The sequence below is a fragment of the Novosphingobium sp. genome, assembly GCF_020852455.1.
Lineage (GTDB): Bacteria > Pseudomonadota > Alphaproteobacteria > Sphingomonadales > Sphingomonadaceae > Novosphingobium.
The window spans coordinates 228,507-245,505 of the sequence record NZ_JADZAT010000028.1 but is presented as its reverse complement, the minus strand read 5'-3'; the positions used below and the strand labels follow the sequence as shown (position 1 = coordinate 245,505).

General features: G+C 66.8%; 14 protein-coding genes. 4 read left to right on the top strand and 10 right to left on the bottom strand.

Features of this window, described 5'->3' with window-relative positions:
* Nucleotides 1-208: 208 nt before the first annotated feature.
* Entirely contained in the window at nucleotides 209-1,870 is a 1,662-nt protein-coding gene (locus tag IT549_RS13070; RefSeq protein ID WP_292973875.1) for an NAD+ synthase, read from the bottom strand.
* 159 nt (nucleotides 1,871-2,029) lie between these two features.
* Here IT549_RS13070 and IT549_RS13065 point away from each other — a divergent pair, with 159 nt between their 5' ends.
* Nucleotides 2,030-3,148, top strand: a complete 1,119-nt coding sequence (locus IT549_RS13065; RefSeq protein ID WP_292973873.1) for a serine hydrolase domain-containing protein — start codon at nucleotides 2,030-2,032, stop codon at nucleotides 3,146-3,148.
* Here the strand turns inward: IT549_RS13065 and IT549_RS13060 are convergent.
* On the bottom strand, nucleotides 3,145-4,122 hold the full coding sequence (locus tag IT549_RS13060) for a glutathione S-transferase N-terminal domain-containing protein (protein ID WP_292973871.1): 978 nt from the start codon (nucleotides 4,120-4,122) through the stop codon (nucleotides 3,145-3,147). The two genes, IT549_RS13065 and IT549_RS13060, sit on opposite strands and share 4 nt — an antisense overlap.
* Before the next feature lie 80 nt (nucleotides 4,123-4,202).
* On the opposite strand from IT549_RS13060, the gene IT549_RS13055 reads away from it, so the two are divergent.
* Nucleotides 4,203-5,051: a MipA/OmpV family protein gene (locus IT549_RS13055; protein ID WP_292973869.1), complete on the top strand. Its 849-nt coding sequence runs from the start codon at nucleotides 4,203-4,205 to the stop codon at nucleotides 5,049-5,051.
* 263 nt (nucleotides 5,052-5,314) lie between these two features.
* Here the strand turns inward: IT549_RS13055 and IT549_RS13050 are convergent, their stop codons facing one another.
* From IT549_RS13050 to IT549_RS13040, 3 genes are read right to left on the bottom strand one after another with little or no spacing between them, the layout of a single operon-like run.
* Nucleotides 5,315-6,172, bottom strand: a complete 858-nt coding sequence (locus tag IT549_RS13050; RefSeq protein WP_292973867.1) for an enoyl-CoA hydratase-related protein — start codon at nucleotides 6,170-6,172, stop codon at nucleotides 5,315-5,317.
* Nucleotides 6,169-7,380 (bottom strand): cytochrome P450, encoded by a 1,212-nt coding sequence (locus tag IT549_RS13045; RefSeq protein WP_292973865.1) that lies wholly within the window; start codon nucleotides 7,378-7,380, stop codon nucleotides 6,169-6,171. The genes IT549_RS13050 and IT549_RS13045 overlap by 4 nt, the downstream gene beginning before the upstream one ends.
* A complete protein-coding gene (locus IT549_RS13040; protein WP_292973863.1) occupies nucleotides 7,377-8,756 on the bottom strand; it encodes an NAD(P)-binding domain-containing protein in 1,380 nt (459 codons plus the stop codon). Before IT549_RS13040 ends, IT549_RS13045 begins: the two co-directional genes overlap by 4 nt.
* A gap of 158 nt (nucleotides 8,757-8,914) precedes the next feature.
* Here IT549_RS13040 and IT549_RS13035 point away from each other — a divergent pair, with 158 nt between their 5' ends.
* Entirely contained in the window at nucleotides 8,915-9,313 is a 399-nt protein-coding gene (locus tag IT549_RS13035) for a hypothetical protein (protein WP_292973861.1), read from the top strand.
* A gap of 12 nt (nucleotides 9,314-9,325) precedes the next feature.
* Here IT549_RS13035 and IT549_RS13030 read toward each other — a convergent pair whose 3' ends face one another.
* The 5 genes from IT549_RS13030 to IT549_RS13010 all read right to left on the bottom strand — a co-directional run bounded on the left by IT549_RS13030 (nucleotide 9,326) and on the right by IT549_RS13010 (nucleotide 16,094).
* Nucleotides 9,326-11,431 carry a hypothetical protein gene (locus IT549_RS13030; protein WP_292973859.1) on the bottom strand — a complete coding sequence of 702 codons (2,106 nt, stop codon included), beginning with the start codon at nucleotides 11,429-11,431 and terminating at the stop codon, nucleotides 9,326-9,328.
* A 195-nt stretch (nucleotides 11,432-11,626) separates the two neighbouring features.
* Nucleotides 11,627-12,250 carry an SOS response-associated peptidase family protein gene (locus tag IT549_RS13025; RefSeq protein ID WP_292973857.1) on the bottom strand — a complete coding sequence of 208 codons (624 nt, stop codon included), beginning with the start codon at nucleotides 12,248-12,250 and terminating at the stop codon, nucleotides 11,627-11,629.
* 46 nt (nucleotides 12,251-12,296) lie between these two features.
* Complete coding sequence (locus IT549_RS13020; protein WP_292973855.1) at nucleotides 12,297-13,655, bottom strand: hypothetical protein; 1,359 nt, start codon at nucleotides 13,653-13,655, stop codon at nucleotides 12,297-12,299.
* A gap of 26 nt (nucleotides 13,656-13,681) precedes the next feature.
* Nucleotides 13,682-14,323: an ATP-binding cassette domain-containing protein gene (locus IT549_RS13015; protein WP_292973853.1), complete on the bottom strand. Its 642-nt coding sequence runs from the start codon at nucleotides 14,321-14,323 to the stop codon at nucleotides 13,682-13,684.
* 70 nt (nucleotides 14,324-14,393) lie between these two features.
* A complete protein-coding gene (locus tag IT549_RS13010; RefSeq protein ID WP_292973851.1) occupies nucleotides 14,394-16,094 on the bottom strand; it encodes a D-aminoacylase in 1,701 nt (566 codons plus the stop codon).
* Nucleotides 16,095-16,157: 63 nt separating this feature from the next.
* Between IT549_RS13010 and IT549_RS13005 the strand changes: the two genes are divergently transcribed.
* A complete protein-coding gene (locus IT549_RS13005; RefSeq protein WP_292973849.1) occupies nucleotides 16,158-16,985 on the top strand; it encodes a glycosyltransferase family 25 protein in 828 nt (275 codons plus the stop codon).
* Nucleotides 16,986-16,999 lie beyond the last annotated feature (14 nt).

Sequence of the window (16,999 nt, the reverse complement as noted above, 5' to 3'; positions counted from 1 at the left end):
TTATCCTGATGGAAGCCCCGCCTGCTCGGTGCGGGGCGGGTTGTCCTGGGTGCCTTAACCGAACACCACCACAACCCGGCCCGCCGTGGCGGTCGGTTTAATGGTAATAGTCGGGGCGGTCATCCTGGACATCGAACGCGCCCCTAGCCGCCACTTCGCGCAATGGCAATGCCTTTGTTGCAGTGCAGCGTGAAAGAATAGTGCGCCCTCACCCGCTCCGAAATGCATTCGTGATCGGATAGCGCCGATCGCGTCCGAAGTTGCGGTTGCCCAGTTTGACCCCCGGCGGGGCCTGGCGGCGCTTGTATTCGGCAATGTAGAGCAGGCGTTCGATCCGCACGACGGTGTCACGGTCGAGTCCCTCGCTGACCAGCTGGTCGACACTCTTTTCGTGTTCGACCAGGCCCAGCAGGATCTTGTCGAGCACCGGATAGGGCGGCAGCGAATCCTCGTCCTTCTGGTCGGGGCGCAGTTCGGCCGAAGGCGGCCGGGTGATGATCGCCTGCGGCATCACCGGGCCATCCGGACCCAGCCCGATCTTGGGTTTGTGCCGGTTGCGCCATTCGCTGATCGCGAAGACGGTCATCTTGTAGGCGTCCTTCAACGGGTTGTAGCCGCCGGCCATGTCGCCATAGATCGTCGCATAGCCGACGCTCATCTCGCTCTTGTTGCCGGTGGTCAGCAGCATCGGCCCGAACTTGTTGGAGAGCGCCATCAGCGTCACCCCGCGAATGCGGCTCTGCACGTTCTCTTCGGTGATGTCGTAGTCCTTGTCGGCAAAACTGCCGGCCAGCATTTCGTCGAACGCCATGACCGCCGGATTGATCGGGATCGTGTCATAGCGGCAGCCGATCATCTTCGCGCATTCGGTGGCAAGGTCCAGGCTCAGCTGGCTGGTGAAGCGGCTGGGCAGCATCACCGACCAGACCCGCTCCGGCCCCAGCGCATCGGCGGCGATCGCCGCGCAGATTGCAGAGTCGATCCCGCCCGACAGGCCCAGCACCACGCCGGGGAAGCGGTTGCGGTTCACATAGTCGCGCAGCGCCAGCACCATCGCGCAGTAGATGTCCTCGGGATGATCGGCGAGCTTCGCAACCTCGCCGGGTTCGCAGCGCCAGCCGCTCACGGTACGGGTCCAGCGGGTGGTGACTTCCTGTTCTTCCCAGTCGGCCATCTGGACCGGGACCGAGCCATCGCCGTTGACCACGAAGCTGGCCCCGTCGAACACCAGCTCGTCCTGTCCGCCAACCCGGTTGAGGTAGGCCAGCGGCAGCCCGGTATCGGCGGCGCGGCGCCGGGCCACGCCTTCGATCCGCAGCGTATCCTTGTCGATTTCGTAGGGGCTGCCGTTGACGCAGATGAACAGTTCGGCCCCGAAGGTGGCGAGGTGGCGACAAACGTCGGGATGCCAGACGTCCTCGCAGATCGGCAGCCCGATCATCACGCCCCTGAACCCGATCGGCTCGGGCAGGGGGCCGGGCTGGAACAGGCGCACTTCGTCAAAGGTGCCGTAATTGGGCAGTTCGTGCTTCAGCCGGATCGCGGCGATCTTGCCCCCGTCGAGCAGCGCGATCCCGTTGTGCAGTGCGCCGTCCTGGATGAAGATCGAGCCGACCAGCATGGCCGGGCCGCCATCGGCGGTGACCCTGGCCATAGCCTCCAGCTCTTCGGCGGCGCGGGCGACGAAGGCGGGCTTCAGCACCAGATCCTCGGCCGGGTAGCCGACCAGCTGCATTTCGGGAAAGACCACCAGGTCCGCGCCCGCGGCCCTGGCCCGTTCGCGCGCGGCCAGCATCGCGCGGGCATTGCCGGCAATATCGCCGACCGATTGGTTGAGCTGGGCAAGCGTGATGGAAAGCGTATCGACCATTTCCCTTCCCTAAGCCGCGGTGAGGCGTTAGCCAATGGGGCGAAGAGAATACAGCTCCCAACACCGTTCGTGTCGAGCGAAGTCGAGACACTTTTGCGCGGCATCTCGACTTCGCTCGATGCGAACGGAGGGTGGTGATAGCAACAGAGAGGGAAATTGATGTTCGAACAGGCCTTTGCCGAAGCCAGGCTGCCATGCGCCGTGGGCATGATCGTTGATGCCGATGGCGTGCGCTTCAGCCAGGCGCTGGGCGTGACCGATGTTGACAGCCAGAGCCCGGTCAGCCTCGACACTCCGTTCCAGATCGCCTCGATGACCAAGGCGCTGGTCTCGGTCGCGGCGATGCAGCTGGTCGAACAGGGGCGGCTGGGGCTTGATAGCCCGATCGGCGAAGTACTGCCCGATCTGGCCGATCCGCAGGTCCTCACCGGCTTTGATGCGCAGGGCAAGCCGCAATTGCGCGCGGCCGCGCGGCCGATCACGCTGCGCCACCTGCTGACCCACACCGCCGGGCTGGGCTATTTCTTCATCCACCCGCAGGTGCTGCAGTATTTCGGCGCGGTCGGCATGCCCGCGCCGGGTTCGCTCGATTCGATCCGGATGCCGCTGATGTTCGATCCGGGCGACAGCTGGGAATATTCGGTGGCGATCGACTGGGCCGGGCTGGCGGTCGAAGCGGCGACGGGGCGCAAGCTGGGCGACTACATGGCCGAGCACCTGTTTGCCCCGCTGGGGATGAAAGGCACGGCCTTCCTCGATACGCTGCCCGCCGGTGCGGCGCAGGTCCATGTGCGCAATGAGGCTGGCGGGCTGAAGGTCCAGCCGATGTTCATCGGCGGGGGTGAGTACCACAACGGCGGCGGCGGGCTGATCGGCACCGCGCCCGACTATGCCCGCTTCGTGCGCGCCATGCTGCGCGGGGGCGAGCTGGACGGCCAGCGTGTGCTCAAGGCCGAAACGGTGGCGGAAATGGGCCGTAACCAGATCGGCCAGCTGCGCGCTGGTTACATGGGCAGCGCCATGCCGCACCTGGCCCAGCCCTATGACACCTTCCCCGATCAGCACACCACCTGGGGACTGGGCTTCCTGATCAATCCGGAACAGGGCCCTAACGGCCGCTCACCCGGCAGCCTGGCCTGGGCCGGGATCTTCAATTCCTATTACTGGATTGATCCGGTCAAGGGCTTGGGCGGCGTGATGATGAGCCAGCTCTCGCCGTTCGGCGATCCCGGCGCGCTGGCTTGCTTCGGCGCGCTGGAACGGCAGGCTTACGGCTAGGCCAAAAGCCCACGCCACTCCGCTCCAATCAGCTCGTCCACCGCAGCCCGCGCCGCGCCTTCCAATGCGCCGTAGCGCGCCTGCAGTTCGCGCAGGCATTTCAGCTGGTACTTGAACGTGCCCTGCTCGTACGGCAGCCCCATCGCTTCCATCCGGAAGGTCGCGGCCTCCATATCGGCTGCTTCGGCATTGGCGCGCAGGAACGGGACATAGACCTGGCCCGCGATCCGCACCAGTTCGGCCACCACGGGGGCAAAGCCCGGTTCCCATTCGCCTTCGGTGCCGCTCATGTCGTCGATGTGCGCCAGCCAGCGGTAGGTATAGGGATAGTCGACGCGCATCATTGCCTGCGGGGTGGGATCGGTGCCCAGCTGGGATAGCTGGCCATAGATCCCGAATTCGGCCATCGAGGGCCGCGTGCCGAACAGTGAGTGGCGGTTCACCACATGGTCTTCCAGCGCCGCCAGCACCGCCCGCGTGCTGGCTTCGATCAGCGGGAAGTTCTCACGCGTGCAGCCGACCAGCGCCATCCGCCCGACCTGCCGATCGCGGAACATCGCGGCGAATTTCTGGCTGGTCTCAAGCCCCCCGCCCTTGAGGTTGTCGAAGGCCAGCCAGCGGCTCATCTGGATCTGGTCGAGCTCTTCCAGCCAGCGATAGCCGAACATCGCCTTGGTCAGCCATTCGTCGGCGAAATCCTCGAGCAGGTGGGCGATGAAGGCCTGCGCGGGATCGGTCGGCACCACGCCGCGCCCCGGATGGCGCGCCTCCAGATCATAGACCAGCGGGGTCGAATCGTTGTCGAAATGTCCGTCGGGATATTGCAGCACCGGGATCACCGGGGCGCGGACCTGGCCCAGCGCCTCGCGCGCGGCGCTGCCGTCGATCCACAGGTGGGTCAGCCGGCGATAGCGCAGCAGTGCGCGCATCTTCATCGAATAGGGCGATCCGAGCGCGCCGTAGAGCCTGTACATTCCTGCCTCTCTTTCCCTTGTTCCTGTCGATCCCGATCCTATATCGCCGCCTGGGGGCGAGACTGGGAGATTCTTCTGCAATGTCCGTAATCCGCCTGCCGATCGCGCTTGCCGCGCTTGCCCTGTCCAGCCAGCCCGCGCTGGCCAGCGAAGCCGAAACCTTTCCGCCCCAGCGTTCCCCTCAGGGCGCCCCCCCCGAAGGCGATCGCGTGACGATCGGTTTTGGGCTGGGTCTGGCGCCCGATTATGAAGGGTCGAACGACTACCGGCTGCAGCCCGGCGGGATTTTTCAGGGCAAGGTCCAGGGCGTCGAGTTCCAGATGCGCGGGCTCAACCTCTATACCGATTTCGTGCCCGACAAGGGCAAGACCCGGCTGGTGCTGGGCCCGGTCGTCCAGCTGCGGCTGGACCGGACCGGCGATATCAAGGACCCGCGCGTCGCCGTGCTGGGGACCCGCAAGACCGCGGTCGAGCTGGGCCTGACCGCCGGGATCGGCAAGCGCGGGGTGCTGATCCCGCCGGCCAGCGTCAATTTCGATGTGACCTATCTGCACGATATCAATGGCGCGCATCGCAGCTATGTTATCACGCCCGCCTTGTCGCTGTCCTCGCCGGTATCGCAGCGCAGCTTTGCCCGGCTGGGGGTCAGCGCGGACTATGTCGGCAAGGGTTTTGCCAGGACCTATTTCGATGTCGCGCCCGGCGGCCCGCTGCCGGCCTATGCCACGCGCGGCGCGGGACTGAAGAGCGTGGGCACCTCGCTGCTCTATACCCACGACCTTGGCGGCAATCCGCGCAAGGGCTGGGGGCTGTTCGCGCTGGCCAATTACAAGCGGCTGGTCGGCCAGTTCGCCGACAGCCCGATCGTCAGGGATGCGGGCAGCGCCAGCCAGGGCTTTGCCGTGGCCGGGGTGGCCTACAGCTTTTAGGGTCAGGACCTCTTCCTCACGCCTTCGAGGCGCCGGAATGGCGAACATATCGGGCGGATATTCGCACGGGGAAGGCTGGTTGCCTTTCCAAGCGAATATCTGCTCGAGATGGAAGCCATTCCGGCGTCCCGCAGGGATTTGACCAAAATGGCCCAGCGCTGCGTTGGATAGTCTTGAAATAGAACCACTATTCCTTCGCCTATCCGCCTTGCGCTGAGCCATTTTGCCTAAAACCTCGAAGGCGTGAGGAAGAGGTCCTGACCCTAGCCCCACCACGGCGTTTCGGGGAGATCCCGGCTGACGCTGAGCGGGAATTGGGGCGCGCGCTTTTCGAGGAAGGCGGCCACCCCTTCGTGGACATCGCCCTGGGCGCCCAGCGCGATGTTAAGCGGGGCATCGACAGCCAGTGCACCGCGGGGGCTGTCCTCGGCCGAAAACTTCCACAGCATCCGCCGGGTCAGCGCCAGCGCCACCGGCGAGCACTGGGCGGCAATTTCCAGCGCCAGTTCGCGCGCCCGCGCCTCGACCCGTTCGGCCGGGACCAGTTCGCTGACCAGCCCCGCCGCCAGCGCTTCGGCGGCCGGAACCAGCGCGCCGGTCATGCACCACTTGAGCGCGGTGGAAAGGCCGACCAGCCGGGGCAGGAACCAGGCCGATCCGGCTTCGGGCACCAGCCCGCGCCGGGTGAAGACGCAGCCGAACTTCGCATTGTCCGCCGCGATCCGGATGTCGCAGGGCAGACTCAAGGTCAGGCCGACGCCCGCTGCCGAACCGTTGTAGGCGACCAGCAGCGGCTTCACGCTGTTCATCATTGCCGCCACGAAATCGCTGTCGCCGCGCTCTCCCGATCCCGCGCTGCCGAAGTTCTTCGCGCCTGCGCCGCTCTGGGTGTCAAAGGCTCCGGCCCCGGCCGATACGTCGGCGCCGGCGCAGAACACCCGCCCGGTCCCGGTCAGTACCAGCACTCTGATGGCATCGTCGGCATCGGCCTGCCGGATCGCGCGGACCAGCTCGCGGCCCATTTCGGCGGTATAGGCGTTGAGCACGTCGGGGCGGTTCAGCCGCACCCACAGGATCGGGCCCTCGGCCTCGACCAGCATGGTTTCGAACGGTGCGCTCACGCCGCTTCGATCCGCACCGGATAGGCGGTGATCCCGTGCAGGAACGGGCTGGCCAGCCGCGTTGGCCCCTCCTGCGGAACGATCCGCCAGCCGCGCTGGATGATCTCCTCGATCACCGTGCAGATCTGGATCTCGGCCAGCCGCGCGCCGACGCAGCGGTGGATCCCGTGGCCAAAGCCCAGGTGCCGCCGGGCGTTCTCACGGCCCACGTCGAAGCGCTCGGCATCGGCAAAGACCGCCTCGTCGCGGTTGGCGGCGAGGTACCACAGCACCACCTTTTCGCCTTCCTTCAGCTGCTGCCCGCCCAGCGCGACATCGCGGGTCATGGTCCGGCGCATGTGGGTGACCGGGCTTTGCCAGCGGATGATTTCCTGCGCGGCGTTGGGGATCAGCGAGGGGTCGGCGCGCAACCGCTCCAGCTCACTGGGGAACTTGTGCGCGGCCTCGATGAAGCCGCTGATCGAATTGCGGGTGGTGTCGTTGCCGCCGACGATCAGCAGCGCGATGTTGGCGATCCGCTCCAGCGCGGTGAGGTTGCCCATCGCCTCGGAATGGATCATCCGGCTGAGCAGGTCGTCGGCCGGCTCCTGCTGGCGCCGTGCTTCAAGCAATTCATCGAAGCGCGCCAGCATCAGCCCCATTTCGGCGAAGAACTGCGCCGAATAGTCCTCGTTCATCACCTCGGGCGAGACATTGCTGGCCATGTCGGACCACTTGCGCAGGTTCATCCGCTCGCCCCACGGGAAGTCGAGCACGATCGCCAGCATGGCAATCGTCACCGGGACCGAGACGCGATCGACCCAGTCGAAGGTCTCGCCCACCGGCAGCGCGTCGAACAGTTCTTTGGTGCGGGCCCGCACCTGCTGTTCGCGCTTGGCCATCTGGCTGGGGGTGAAGGCTGCGGCCACCACCCGGCGCTGCTCGGTATGGCGCGGCGGGTCCATCGCGATGAAGTTGGGAAACTCCTGCCCGGCAACGCCATCGGCAATCGTGATGTTGCCGATCTGCGAGGACCAGGTTTCGGGATCAAGCTCGACCGCCTGGATCAGCTCGTGGCTGACCACCGACCAATAGCCGCCATAGGCACTGTCCTCACGCCAGGAAACCGGCGCCTCTGCGCGCAGCCGGGCAAAGGGTTCACGCCAGCGGTCTTCGGTATAGAGTTCGGCATCGCTGAGATCGACCGGGGTCAGGGCGCGGGCAGTCATGCGGCAATCTCCTCTTGCTGGCGGGCGGGCACGGGCAGCGCGTTGCCCGCAGCCTGCGCGCGCCGGGCGCCCTGCGCCAGTTCCTTCTTGAGCGCGCGGACATAGTGATCGAAATCGAGCTGGATCGTGTGCCGCCGCGCGGCATAGTACTGCCCGGTGTAATAGTCCTCGTCGGCCTTGATCACCCGCTCCATCTCGGCCGGGGCGGGCGGCAGGTACTGGCCCGACAGATAGGCCGCGACCAGCTTCGATTGCTGCTCGGCAAAGTTGACCAGGGTGGGCAGCGGCTGGGCCAGGCCCATGTAGAACAGGTCGGGCACCCCCGGCTTCATGATCCGCTTGTAGAGCGGCGGCGGGCGATTGTCGGCGTCCGCGGTAAAGGCCGCGTCCTTGAAGAACGGGAAACGGATGTCATAACCGGTCGCCCAGATGATCACGTCGATCTGCTCGCGGCTGCCGTCGCTGAACACCACCTCCTTGCCGTCGAGCCGTTCGATCCCGCCCTTCATGGTAATGTCACCCGATCCCGCGCGAACCAGGAATTCGCCCGAGACCGTGCCGTGGCTTTCGAACGGGCCGATCTCGGGTTCGGGCAGGCCATAGTCGCTCATCTTGCCGACCAGCCCCTTGACCATCCGCGCGCCCAGCCATTGCTTCAGGCCCTTGGGCAACCAGGCCGGGGCCGGGTTCTTGTCGAGCGGCTGGCCCTTGTAATACTTGGGGAAGATCCACACCCCGCGCCGGGTGGAAACGAACAGCTTCGCTGCCATCGGGCGCTGCGACAGCTCGCTCGCCACGTCCATCGCCGAATTGCCCATGCCCACCACCAGCACCCGCTGGCCGATGCAGTCCACCGGCTCGAACGGGGTGCGGTACTGATGGCTATGGATCTGTTCGCCGTCGAACTTACCGGGGTATTCGGGGATCCGTGCCGCCCAGTGGTGGCCGTTGGCGACGCACAGCGCATCGTAATGCTTCACCTCACCGGTCGAAAGCGTGATCCGCCAGCCGCCTTCGGGCAGCCGCGTGGCATCCTCGACCCGGGTGTTGAACCGGATGTGCTGGCGCAGGCCGAAGTGATCGACGTAATCGTGAAAGTACTGCAGCAGCAGCGAATGGTGCGGATAGTCGGGCCAGTCGGCCGGGACCGGATAGTCTTCAAACGCCAGCCGCCATTTCGACGTGTCGATGTGCAGGCTCTGGTAACAGGCGCTCATCCCGTTGGGGTTGTTGTAGTACCAGGTCCCGCCGATATCGTCCGACGCCTCATAGACGTCGAAGGGAATGCCATGGTCCTTCAGCCGCTTGGCGGTGGTGAACCCGCTGCACCCCGCGCCGATGATGCAGACCGTGGGCCTGGAACTGCTCTGGGCCATCAGAATCGCCTCTCCCCTTTGTTTGAGGCGGACTATGTTTAACCGTGCGATTAATGTCCAGCGCGCATCGCCTCTGGACAAGCGCGCCGTGCCCGCGCATCGTGTGCCGGCAAAACAGAACACCTCCGGGGGGAAACCAACGGGTCTGGAGGGACATGATGGAATCGATTGACGTTACCGGCTGGTCGGCGATGCTGCTGGGGCTGACTGCGCTGTCGGCCGGGATCGGCGCGCTGCGCAAGCCCGGGGCCTGGCGCACCATGCTGGAAGAGGTGGAACGCAGCCCGGCGCTGCAATTCGTCTGCGGGATGCTTGAGCTGGTGATCGGCGCCACGGTCTATCTCGCCAACCCCTGGCTGCCCAACGATCTGCTGTCCTGTGTGCTCAAGGGCATGGGCGGGCTGATGATGGCCGAAGCGCTGGTGATCCTGGGCTTTGTCGACATCTACAGCCAGTTCTGGCTGCGCAGCCTGACCCACATGCACCGCGGCTGGGCGATGAGCACGGTGCTGCTTGGCCTGGCGCTGAGCGTGCTGGGGGCCTTGCGGCTGGCTTAGGGTCCAGACCTACTAACCCGAACCGCTGCCGAAAGTGCGGTTGACCGAAACATTCACGCCGACGTGCGAATCGCGGTGGCGGAATTCGCTGACCAGCGGCACCCCGGTGGTGCGATTGGGATCGTAGAACAGGCGAAAGCGCTCACCGGCGGAATCGAGCACGTTGCTGAGATCAAGCCGCAGGGTGGTGCGCTTGTCGGGGCGATATTCGACGAAAGTGGTCGCGAACGAGCGGGTGTTCGAAAAGCTGTCGATCTCGTCGATCCGGAAGATCGTGCTTGCGGCCTGCCGAGAAAGGCTGAAACCATAGGACCATTTGCTGAGATCGCGGCGCAGGTCGATCGACCAGTCCCAGTCGGGGCGGAAGCCGCTCCAGTCGCGCATCAGGTGGGTCAGCGGATCGCGCACCCGCGTGCCCTGCAGCCCGCCGGCCAGGCTGATCCGGGTCGCCTTCAGGCCCAGCCGGTCCAGCGGGGCATCGAAGGTCAGCCGGGCAAAGCGGCGGGTGCCGCTGCCGATGTTACCGGGCGCGTCAAAGCCGTCCTCGGTCAGGATCCGGTCCTGCTTGTCGCTGATCCAGTCGTGGCCCAGCTCCAGCTTGACCAGCCCCCGGCCCAGCACCGGGCGTTCGATCGTCAGCCGCGCTTCCCAGCTTTGCTGCGGCACCAGATTGGCATTGCCGCCATTGATCCGGTCGTTGGTCAGTTCGGCGGCGGAGATGAAATCGTAGAAATCGAGCTGCGCCACCTCGCGCCGCAGCCCGGCCTGGACGTGCCAGCCGTTCTTGCCCTTCCAGTCAAGCGTGAAGCCCGGCTTGAAATAACTGAGCGCACGGTCAGCGGTGGTATCGCCGCGCACCCGCAGCTTCGACGTTTCAAAGCCCAGCGTGGTATCGAGCCGCAACCGTCCGGTCAGCGCCCGGCCGAGGTTGAGATAGCCTTCGCCGCGCAGTTCATCGACTGTCGCGCGGGCGATCGGCAGATCGATCGGGGTGCGCGTCCCGCCCGGGCCCAGCGCGAACAGGTCGGTGGCGTTTTCCAGCCGGTTGTAGGCCAGCTCGGTGCCGAATTCGGCTGAAAAGCCCAGCAACCTGGGGTGGGTCCAGCTCAGCCGCCCCAGCACCTCGTCATAACGGGCGTCCTGTAGCTGTTCGAACCCGCCGGTGGTGTCTGAACCGATGCGGTTGAAATAGGCGTCGTAATTGTCGCGTTCGCGGCGGTTGCCCAGCGCGACGAACTTGATCACCCCGGCCCCCAGCGGGCGCGAAATGTCGCCGCCGAGTTCGTAATTGGTGTTGCGATAGTCCTGTTCCAGCCGGTCGTCGCGTACCGGCCCGCTGGCCGGGGTCAGGTGATTGCGCTGATGCAGGGTCAGATGCCCCGGCGAATAGCGCAGGTTCAGATGTTCGGCCCGGCCCGGCCCGCTTTCGTGCGCCCAGCTGGCGGCAACGAACGGGTCGTGGAGGTCGACGTCGTTGACCTTTTCGCGCAGTTCGATCCGTGAACCGTCACTCAGCAGGCGCAGATCGTCATAGCCCTCCTCGACATCGCCGCTGCGGCCCAGCCCGGCCGACAGGTTGAAGGTCGATCCGCCGGTGCGCAGCAGCACCGATCCCTCGATATCGCCCAGCAGCGGCCCGATGAATGTGCGACCCACGGTGGCCTTGACGTTGCCGTCGATCCCGCTCGTCTGCGAAACCACCACGTTGAGCACCTGGCTCTTGCCGGCATAGTCCGATCCGAACTGGTCGCCCGGTGCCACTTCGATCCGCACCACCCGCCGTGCCGGAATCCGGGCCAGGATGGCCTCCAGCGATTCCGATTTGGAGCTGGGCCGCGCGCCGTTGAACACCACGTTGCCGGCCGCGCCACTGAAGCCGCGCACTTCGCCATCGGATTGCTCCAGCACGAAGCCGGGCACGCGCCGGACGATGTCGAGCGCGGTGGTGGGGGCGAACTGGGTGAAGAAATCGGCCTGATAGACCGTCCGGCGGCTGGCCTCGGCGTTCAGCGCGGTGGGCGTGCCGTCGTTGTCGGCCAGTGCGGGGGTGGCGGGCAGGGCCAGCGCCAGCAGGCTGGCGGCGGCACGCAGATACGGGGTGGAGGGCAGTCTGGTCATCGGCATCCGATCGCATTGAAGGTGGATCGCCACCGATTCAGCCGCACCGGACGCAAGCATCCATCGCCGCCGCCCCTGCCCGAGTAGCCCGCATGTGCTATGGCCGGGGCGGGGCCGGTTCGATCCGGAATCGACCAAGGCCCGATCCGCGCCGATGAAGGGATTCCGGCGCGCGGTCGCCGGTAACCGGCTCGCTCAGTTTACGAATTCGGTCATCGCGCTGGAGGAATAGGGCTGGACCAGCGCCCCGGCGCGGTCCCAGCCGCCGTTCAGCCACAGCCGCCAGGCAGCGGGGTCATCGGGCAGGATCACCGGCATCCGTTCGGCCCCCAGATCGCGCAGCAGGGCGTTGGGTTCGCAGCTGAGCAAGGCAAAGCTGGGGATCTCGCTGTCCTTCCAGACCCCGGCGAAAGCGAAACAGGGCTGGTCGGTGCAGCCCAGCCAGTGCCGCACCCGCTTGCCATCGCGGTCCACCCCCTTGCCCCAGATCATGAACGCGCCGGCCGGGACCAGACAGCGGAATTCGCTGTTCCTGAGGTTGCCGATCCAGAACGGGCTTTCAAGGTTGCGCACGCTCAGCACCGGGCGCCCGTTCCACCCGGCAGCGGGCGGCGGAGGCACGCCCCACAGCCTGGGGATCAGCCGGCGCGGCTGGTGCGCGGCGCGCGGCCCAGCAATCGCCTCGCGCCCCTGGGTGATCACCGGAGCGAACTGCCCGGGCGCCAGCATGCCCCCGGCCCAGGGGTCCTGCCCCGGATCGGCATCGAAACGGGCACCCAGCTGCGCGGCGCTGGCATCGAGGCGGTAGAGGATCGTCACCAGCGCGGCATGATCCGTGGGGCTGCGAAGGGCAAGGGGGCAGCGCTCAGGTTGACAGGTAAACGTACCAGCCGATCAGCAGCACCACCCGCGCGGCAAAGCCAGAGCTGGTCAGGCTGGCCAGCCCGATCGCCACCAGCGCGGCGGCAAAGCCGGTGATCGCCCCCAGCGCCAGCGGTGCCGCCTGAACGGTAGCCAGCGCTGCGGGCAGCGCCAGTGCGATCGCCCAGCCGGTTCCGGCCAGCACAAAGGCGATGCGGCGATGCATCGGACCCAGTGCTGCGGTGCCGGTCAGCCCCAGCAACCGACGCGCTTCGCAGCGTCCGGCGTGGGCGGACAGCGCGAAGGCCAAGAGCAGCAGGGCGGCGGGGCTGCCGGCATGGCGATAGTCCGGCACCAGCCCGGCCAGCGCCGCTGCCAGCGCGAGCACTTTGAAGATCCGCCCGGCCCCGATCAGCCGCGCCTCGGCCCAGGCCAGCCGAACGAAGGGCAGCGATTGCAGCCGGGCTGGCGGAGCGTCCATTTGTGCCGGTGGAGGCGCGCCAGGATCAAGCCAGCGGGTCAGCCGCCCTGGCCCGCGTTGCTGTGCGACAGCCTGGTGGGGGCGATAGACCTGCGCGGCGAGCAGCACGGCCAGCACCGAAAGCACGATCCACAGCGCCCGTGACGGCGCATAGCCCGGCGCCGCCAGGCCGGCCATGGCGTCCAGCTTGACCCGGCCCGGCTTCACATCGACCCCGCCGATCGTGAAATTGTCATCCCGATGCGGCGATCCGGCCACCATCGGCGCGTAGAATCCGGTAAAGTCGGCCATGCTGACGGCCAGGCTGGGCGGCTGGCCCTGCATGCTGGCCGGCATGATGATCGATGCCATCCACAGCACCACGAACAGAAGGTCGCCCCAGCCGCGGCGCAACAGGGGACGGGCATCGAAGACCTGCCGCAAGGCGGCCAGCCCGATCAGCGCCGGGGCCGCGACCATCCACAGCGCCAGCGTGATCTGCCAGGGGTTGTAGGGGCCGCTGACCAGCATCCAACCCAGCACCCAGCCAGCCAGGTTCAGCGCGGTCAGGAAACCCAGCAAGACCGCGACATCGGCCCCGAACCGACCCAGCATGATCGCCCGGCGCGAGCCCGGGCTGACTTCCTCGACCTGCCAGGGCTGGCGGCGGGTCACATTGGCGCGCAGGTAGATATAGCCGACCGGCAGCAGCAGGGTGGAGACGATGATCCCCAGCCAGATCCCCAGCACCGGCGAAGTCAGCACTGGCAGGTGATCGCCGATCGCGATCGCCAGCCCGCCGCCGCTCTCGTCCGAAATCATGTAGCGCGCGCCAACCGGGGCGACCAGCAGCATCAGCCACAGCCCGCGGCTGCGGGCATAGCGCTGCAGGCTGGTGCGCAAACTTGACCGGGCAATCGCCGGCATCGTCATGCCTTGCTGGTCTTGCCGTCGGCGATCCGCAGCACCTGCACGGCCTGCGGGGCAAGCTGGTCAGCCAGGTGGGTGGTCATCACCACCACCGCGCGCCGGGCACGTTCGAGCAAGAGCGCGCTCACGGCAGCGGCGCTTTCATGGTCAAGCTCGGCGGTCGGCTCATCCAGCGCGATCAGTTGCGGGTCGCCCAGCAGCGCCTGGGCGAAGATCAGCCGCCGCCGCATCCCGCCCGAATAGCCCGCGATCCGCCGGTTGATATCGTCATGCAGACCGATCGCCGCGGTAATCGCGCCGAACTGCAGGTCGGCCTCGGCGGTATCGAGTCCCTTGAGCGCGGCAATGTGCAGCGCGAATTCGCGCGCGGTCAGCTCTTCGGGCAGCTCGACCGCCTGCGGGGCATAGCCCAGCACCTGTCGCAGCGTCTGGCGCGCGCCGGGCATGGGCGCGCCGTTCCAGCAGATCGTCCCGCTCTGCGGCTTCTCTGCCGTGGCGATGATCCGTAGCAGGGTGGATTTGCCCGCCCCGCTGGGGCCGACCAGCAGGGTCAGCCCAGCCGGGAAAGTGGCATCGACCCCGGCAAGAACGGACTTGCGGCCATAGGCCTTGGTGACGGCAGACAGCGTTAGTTCGGTCATGCGGGGTGTATTGCACACATAATACAATAAAGCGCAAGTGCCTTGTTGGACTTGCCCATTCCCGCGGCGGCTAGCCGCGCCAGCCCGGCCCCTTGACGAAGCGGCCCGGTGTGGCCCCGGTGTGGTCACCGCCGTGTAGCACCGCAGTACCATTGACCAGCACGTGGTTTACCCCGGTGGCATACTGGTGCGGCTTGTCGAACGTCGCGTGATCCTGGATCCTTGCCGGATCGAACACCACCACGTCGGCGGCATAACCGGCCGCCAGCCGCCCGCGCCCGCGCAGTCCCAGTTGCTGGGCGGGAAGCGCGGTTAGGCGGCGGATTCCCTCGGCCAGGCCCATCACCTTCTGATCGCGGACATAGCGCCCCAGGAACCGCGCAAAGGTGCCATAGGCGCGCGGGTGGGTGTTCCTCAGCAGGAACTTGCCCTCGGGCGCCATGCTGGCTGCGTCGCTGCCCAGCATGGTCCATTTCCAGGCGAGATTGGCCTTGAGGTTATCCTCGCTCATCGTGAAATAGGCGGTATCGACCCGGCTGCCATCCGCGATCACCAGATCGATCATCGTATCCTCGGGGCTGGTCCCGCGCATTTTCGCCACTTCGGCCAGGCTCTTGCCGGTCAGCGGTTTGAGCGCGGGGTTGTCAAAGCCCAGCAGCAGCACGTTTTCCGGGCTGCCGGCATTGCGATAGGTGTTGTCCCAGCCCTTGGGCTCGCCGCGCATCTCGGCCAGTACCCGCGCGCGGGTCGCCGGGTCCTTCAGCCGTTCGATCCACCTGTCGCGCCCGCCCTGCTGGACCCACAGCGGCATCGAGGCGTCAAGCCCGGTGGCGGCGGCGGTGTAGGTGTAGCAATTGGCCGAAACGTCGATCCCCGCCTTGCGCGCCGCATCCAGCCTGGCCAGCACTTTGGGTCCCTTGTCCCAATTGCGCTGACCCGAAGCCTTGAGGTGATAGGCCTGGACCCGCGCCCCGGTGCGCCGGCCGATTTCCAGCAATTCGTCAATCGCTGCGAACAGCTCGTCACTCTCGCCGCGGATGTGGCTGATATAGCTGCCGCCGAACTCCTTCGCCGCCGCCGTCAGCGCCACCAGTTCGGCGGTGTTGGCAAAATTGTCGGGCGCATAGATCAGCGAGGAGCCGATCCCCAGCGCCCCGGCCTTCATTTCGGCGCGGACCAGCGCCTGCATCCGCGCAAGCTGCTCGGGGCTGGCGCGCACGTCGTCATAGCCTACCTCATGCACCCGCAAGGTCCCCGCGCCGATAAACGAGGCGACATTGGTGCTGACGCCCTTGCGCTCAAGGAAGCCAAGGTATTCTGCCAGCGAAGTCCATTCGACCGGATAGTGGATATCGCCCTGTTCGCGCACCGCGCGGGCTTTCATCTCGGCGTTGAGCGGCCCCATCGAGGTGCCTTCGCCCATCACTTCCAGCGTCACCCCCTGGCGGATCCCGCCTTGCGAGCGGCCGTCCTCGATCAGGCTTTCGGTTGACCACGACAGCATGTTGATGAAGCCGGGGGCCACCGCCTGCCCGCGCGCGTCGATCTCCAGCGCGGCGCGCGCCGTGCCCAATTTGCCCACGGCCGCGATCCGCCCGCCGGCCACGGCAACATCGGCCTCGATCGGCGCGCCGCCCAGCCCGTCAAACACCGTGCCACCGCGAATGATCGCATCATAGCGCCCCAGCCTCCGCGCCCGGGCGATAGCAGGGGTGAGCGGCAGGGCGGCAAGGCCGGCCAGCAGCGTGCGGCGAGTCGTGGCAAGGGTCATGGGGCGGAAGGCTAAGCCCCTGGCGCGGGATGACAAGTCCTGCCGCCCCGGTTAGGGAGGGCCATGCCTCAGCAAATTCCGGTCTATGTCCTCTCGCTGCCCGCCGCCGCCGATCGGCGCGCACGGCTTGAGCGGCACCATGCGCGGATCGGGATCGAGCTGACCATGCTCGAAGGCGTCGATGGCCGCCTGATGAGCGAGGCCGAGCGGGCGGCGGCGGTTGCTCTGGGCGTGACACTGACCCCCAGCGAGATCGGCTGCCACCTCAGCCACGCCAGGGCCTGGCAGGCCTTGCTCGACAGCGGCAAACCCTGCGCGGTGGTGCTGGAGGATGACGGGCTGATCGACCGCAAGTTTGCGCCGTTCCTGCACGAAGGGCTGCCTACCGGCGCGTTCGATTACCTGTTCCTCGATGTCGATGCCCATAACGAGCGCGGGCTGGTCGCCTGGGACCGGGGTGACGGGCTGGCGCTGGGCCGGGGCTTCACCGCCTATGCGCTGTCCGACGGCGGCGAGGGCGCGCATGCCTATGTGATCACCCGGGCCGAGGCGCAGCGCCGGCTGGAACGGGCCGTGCCGCTGCTGGGGCCGGCCGATATCTATCACGTCCTGCCCTATCGCCCCCGGATCCGTGCCCTGATCAGGCCTAAGGGCGCCTGGGTCGCCCCGACCAGTCTGGTCTCCTCGATCAACGACCGCGCGGATTCGGTCGAGCAGGTGCCGCTGCGGGCGCTGCGCAAGTCGGCGCTGTTCTACGATGTGCTCGACTGGCTGCGCGGCGATCTGCGCAAGAAGCAGGCGCGCATCGACGCGATGGTCAAGGCTGGCGAACTCCCCGCCGGGCGCGACTGGCGTGCGATGCCGACGGGACGGCGGATGCTGTTCGACTAGGCTGGACGCCGCCC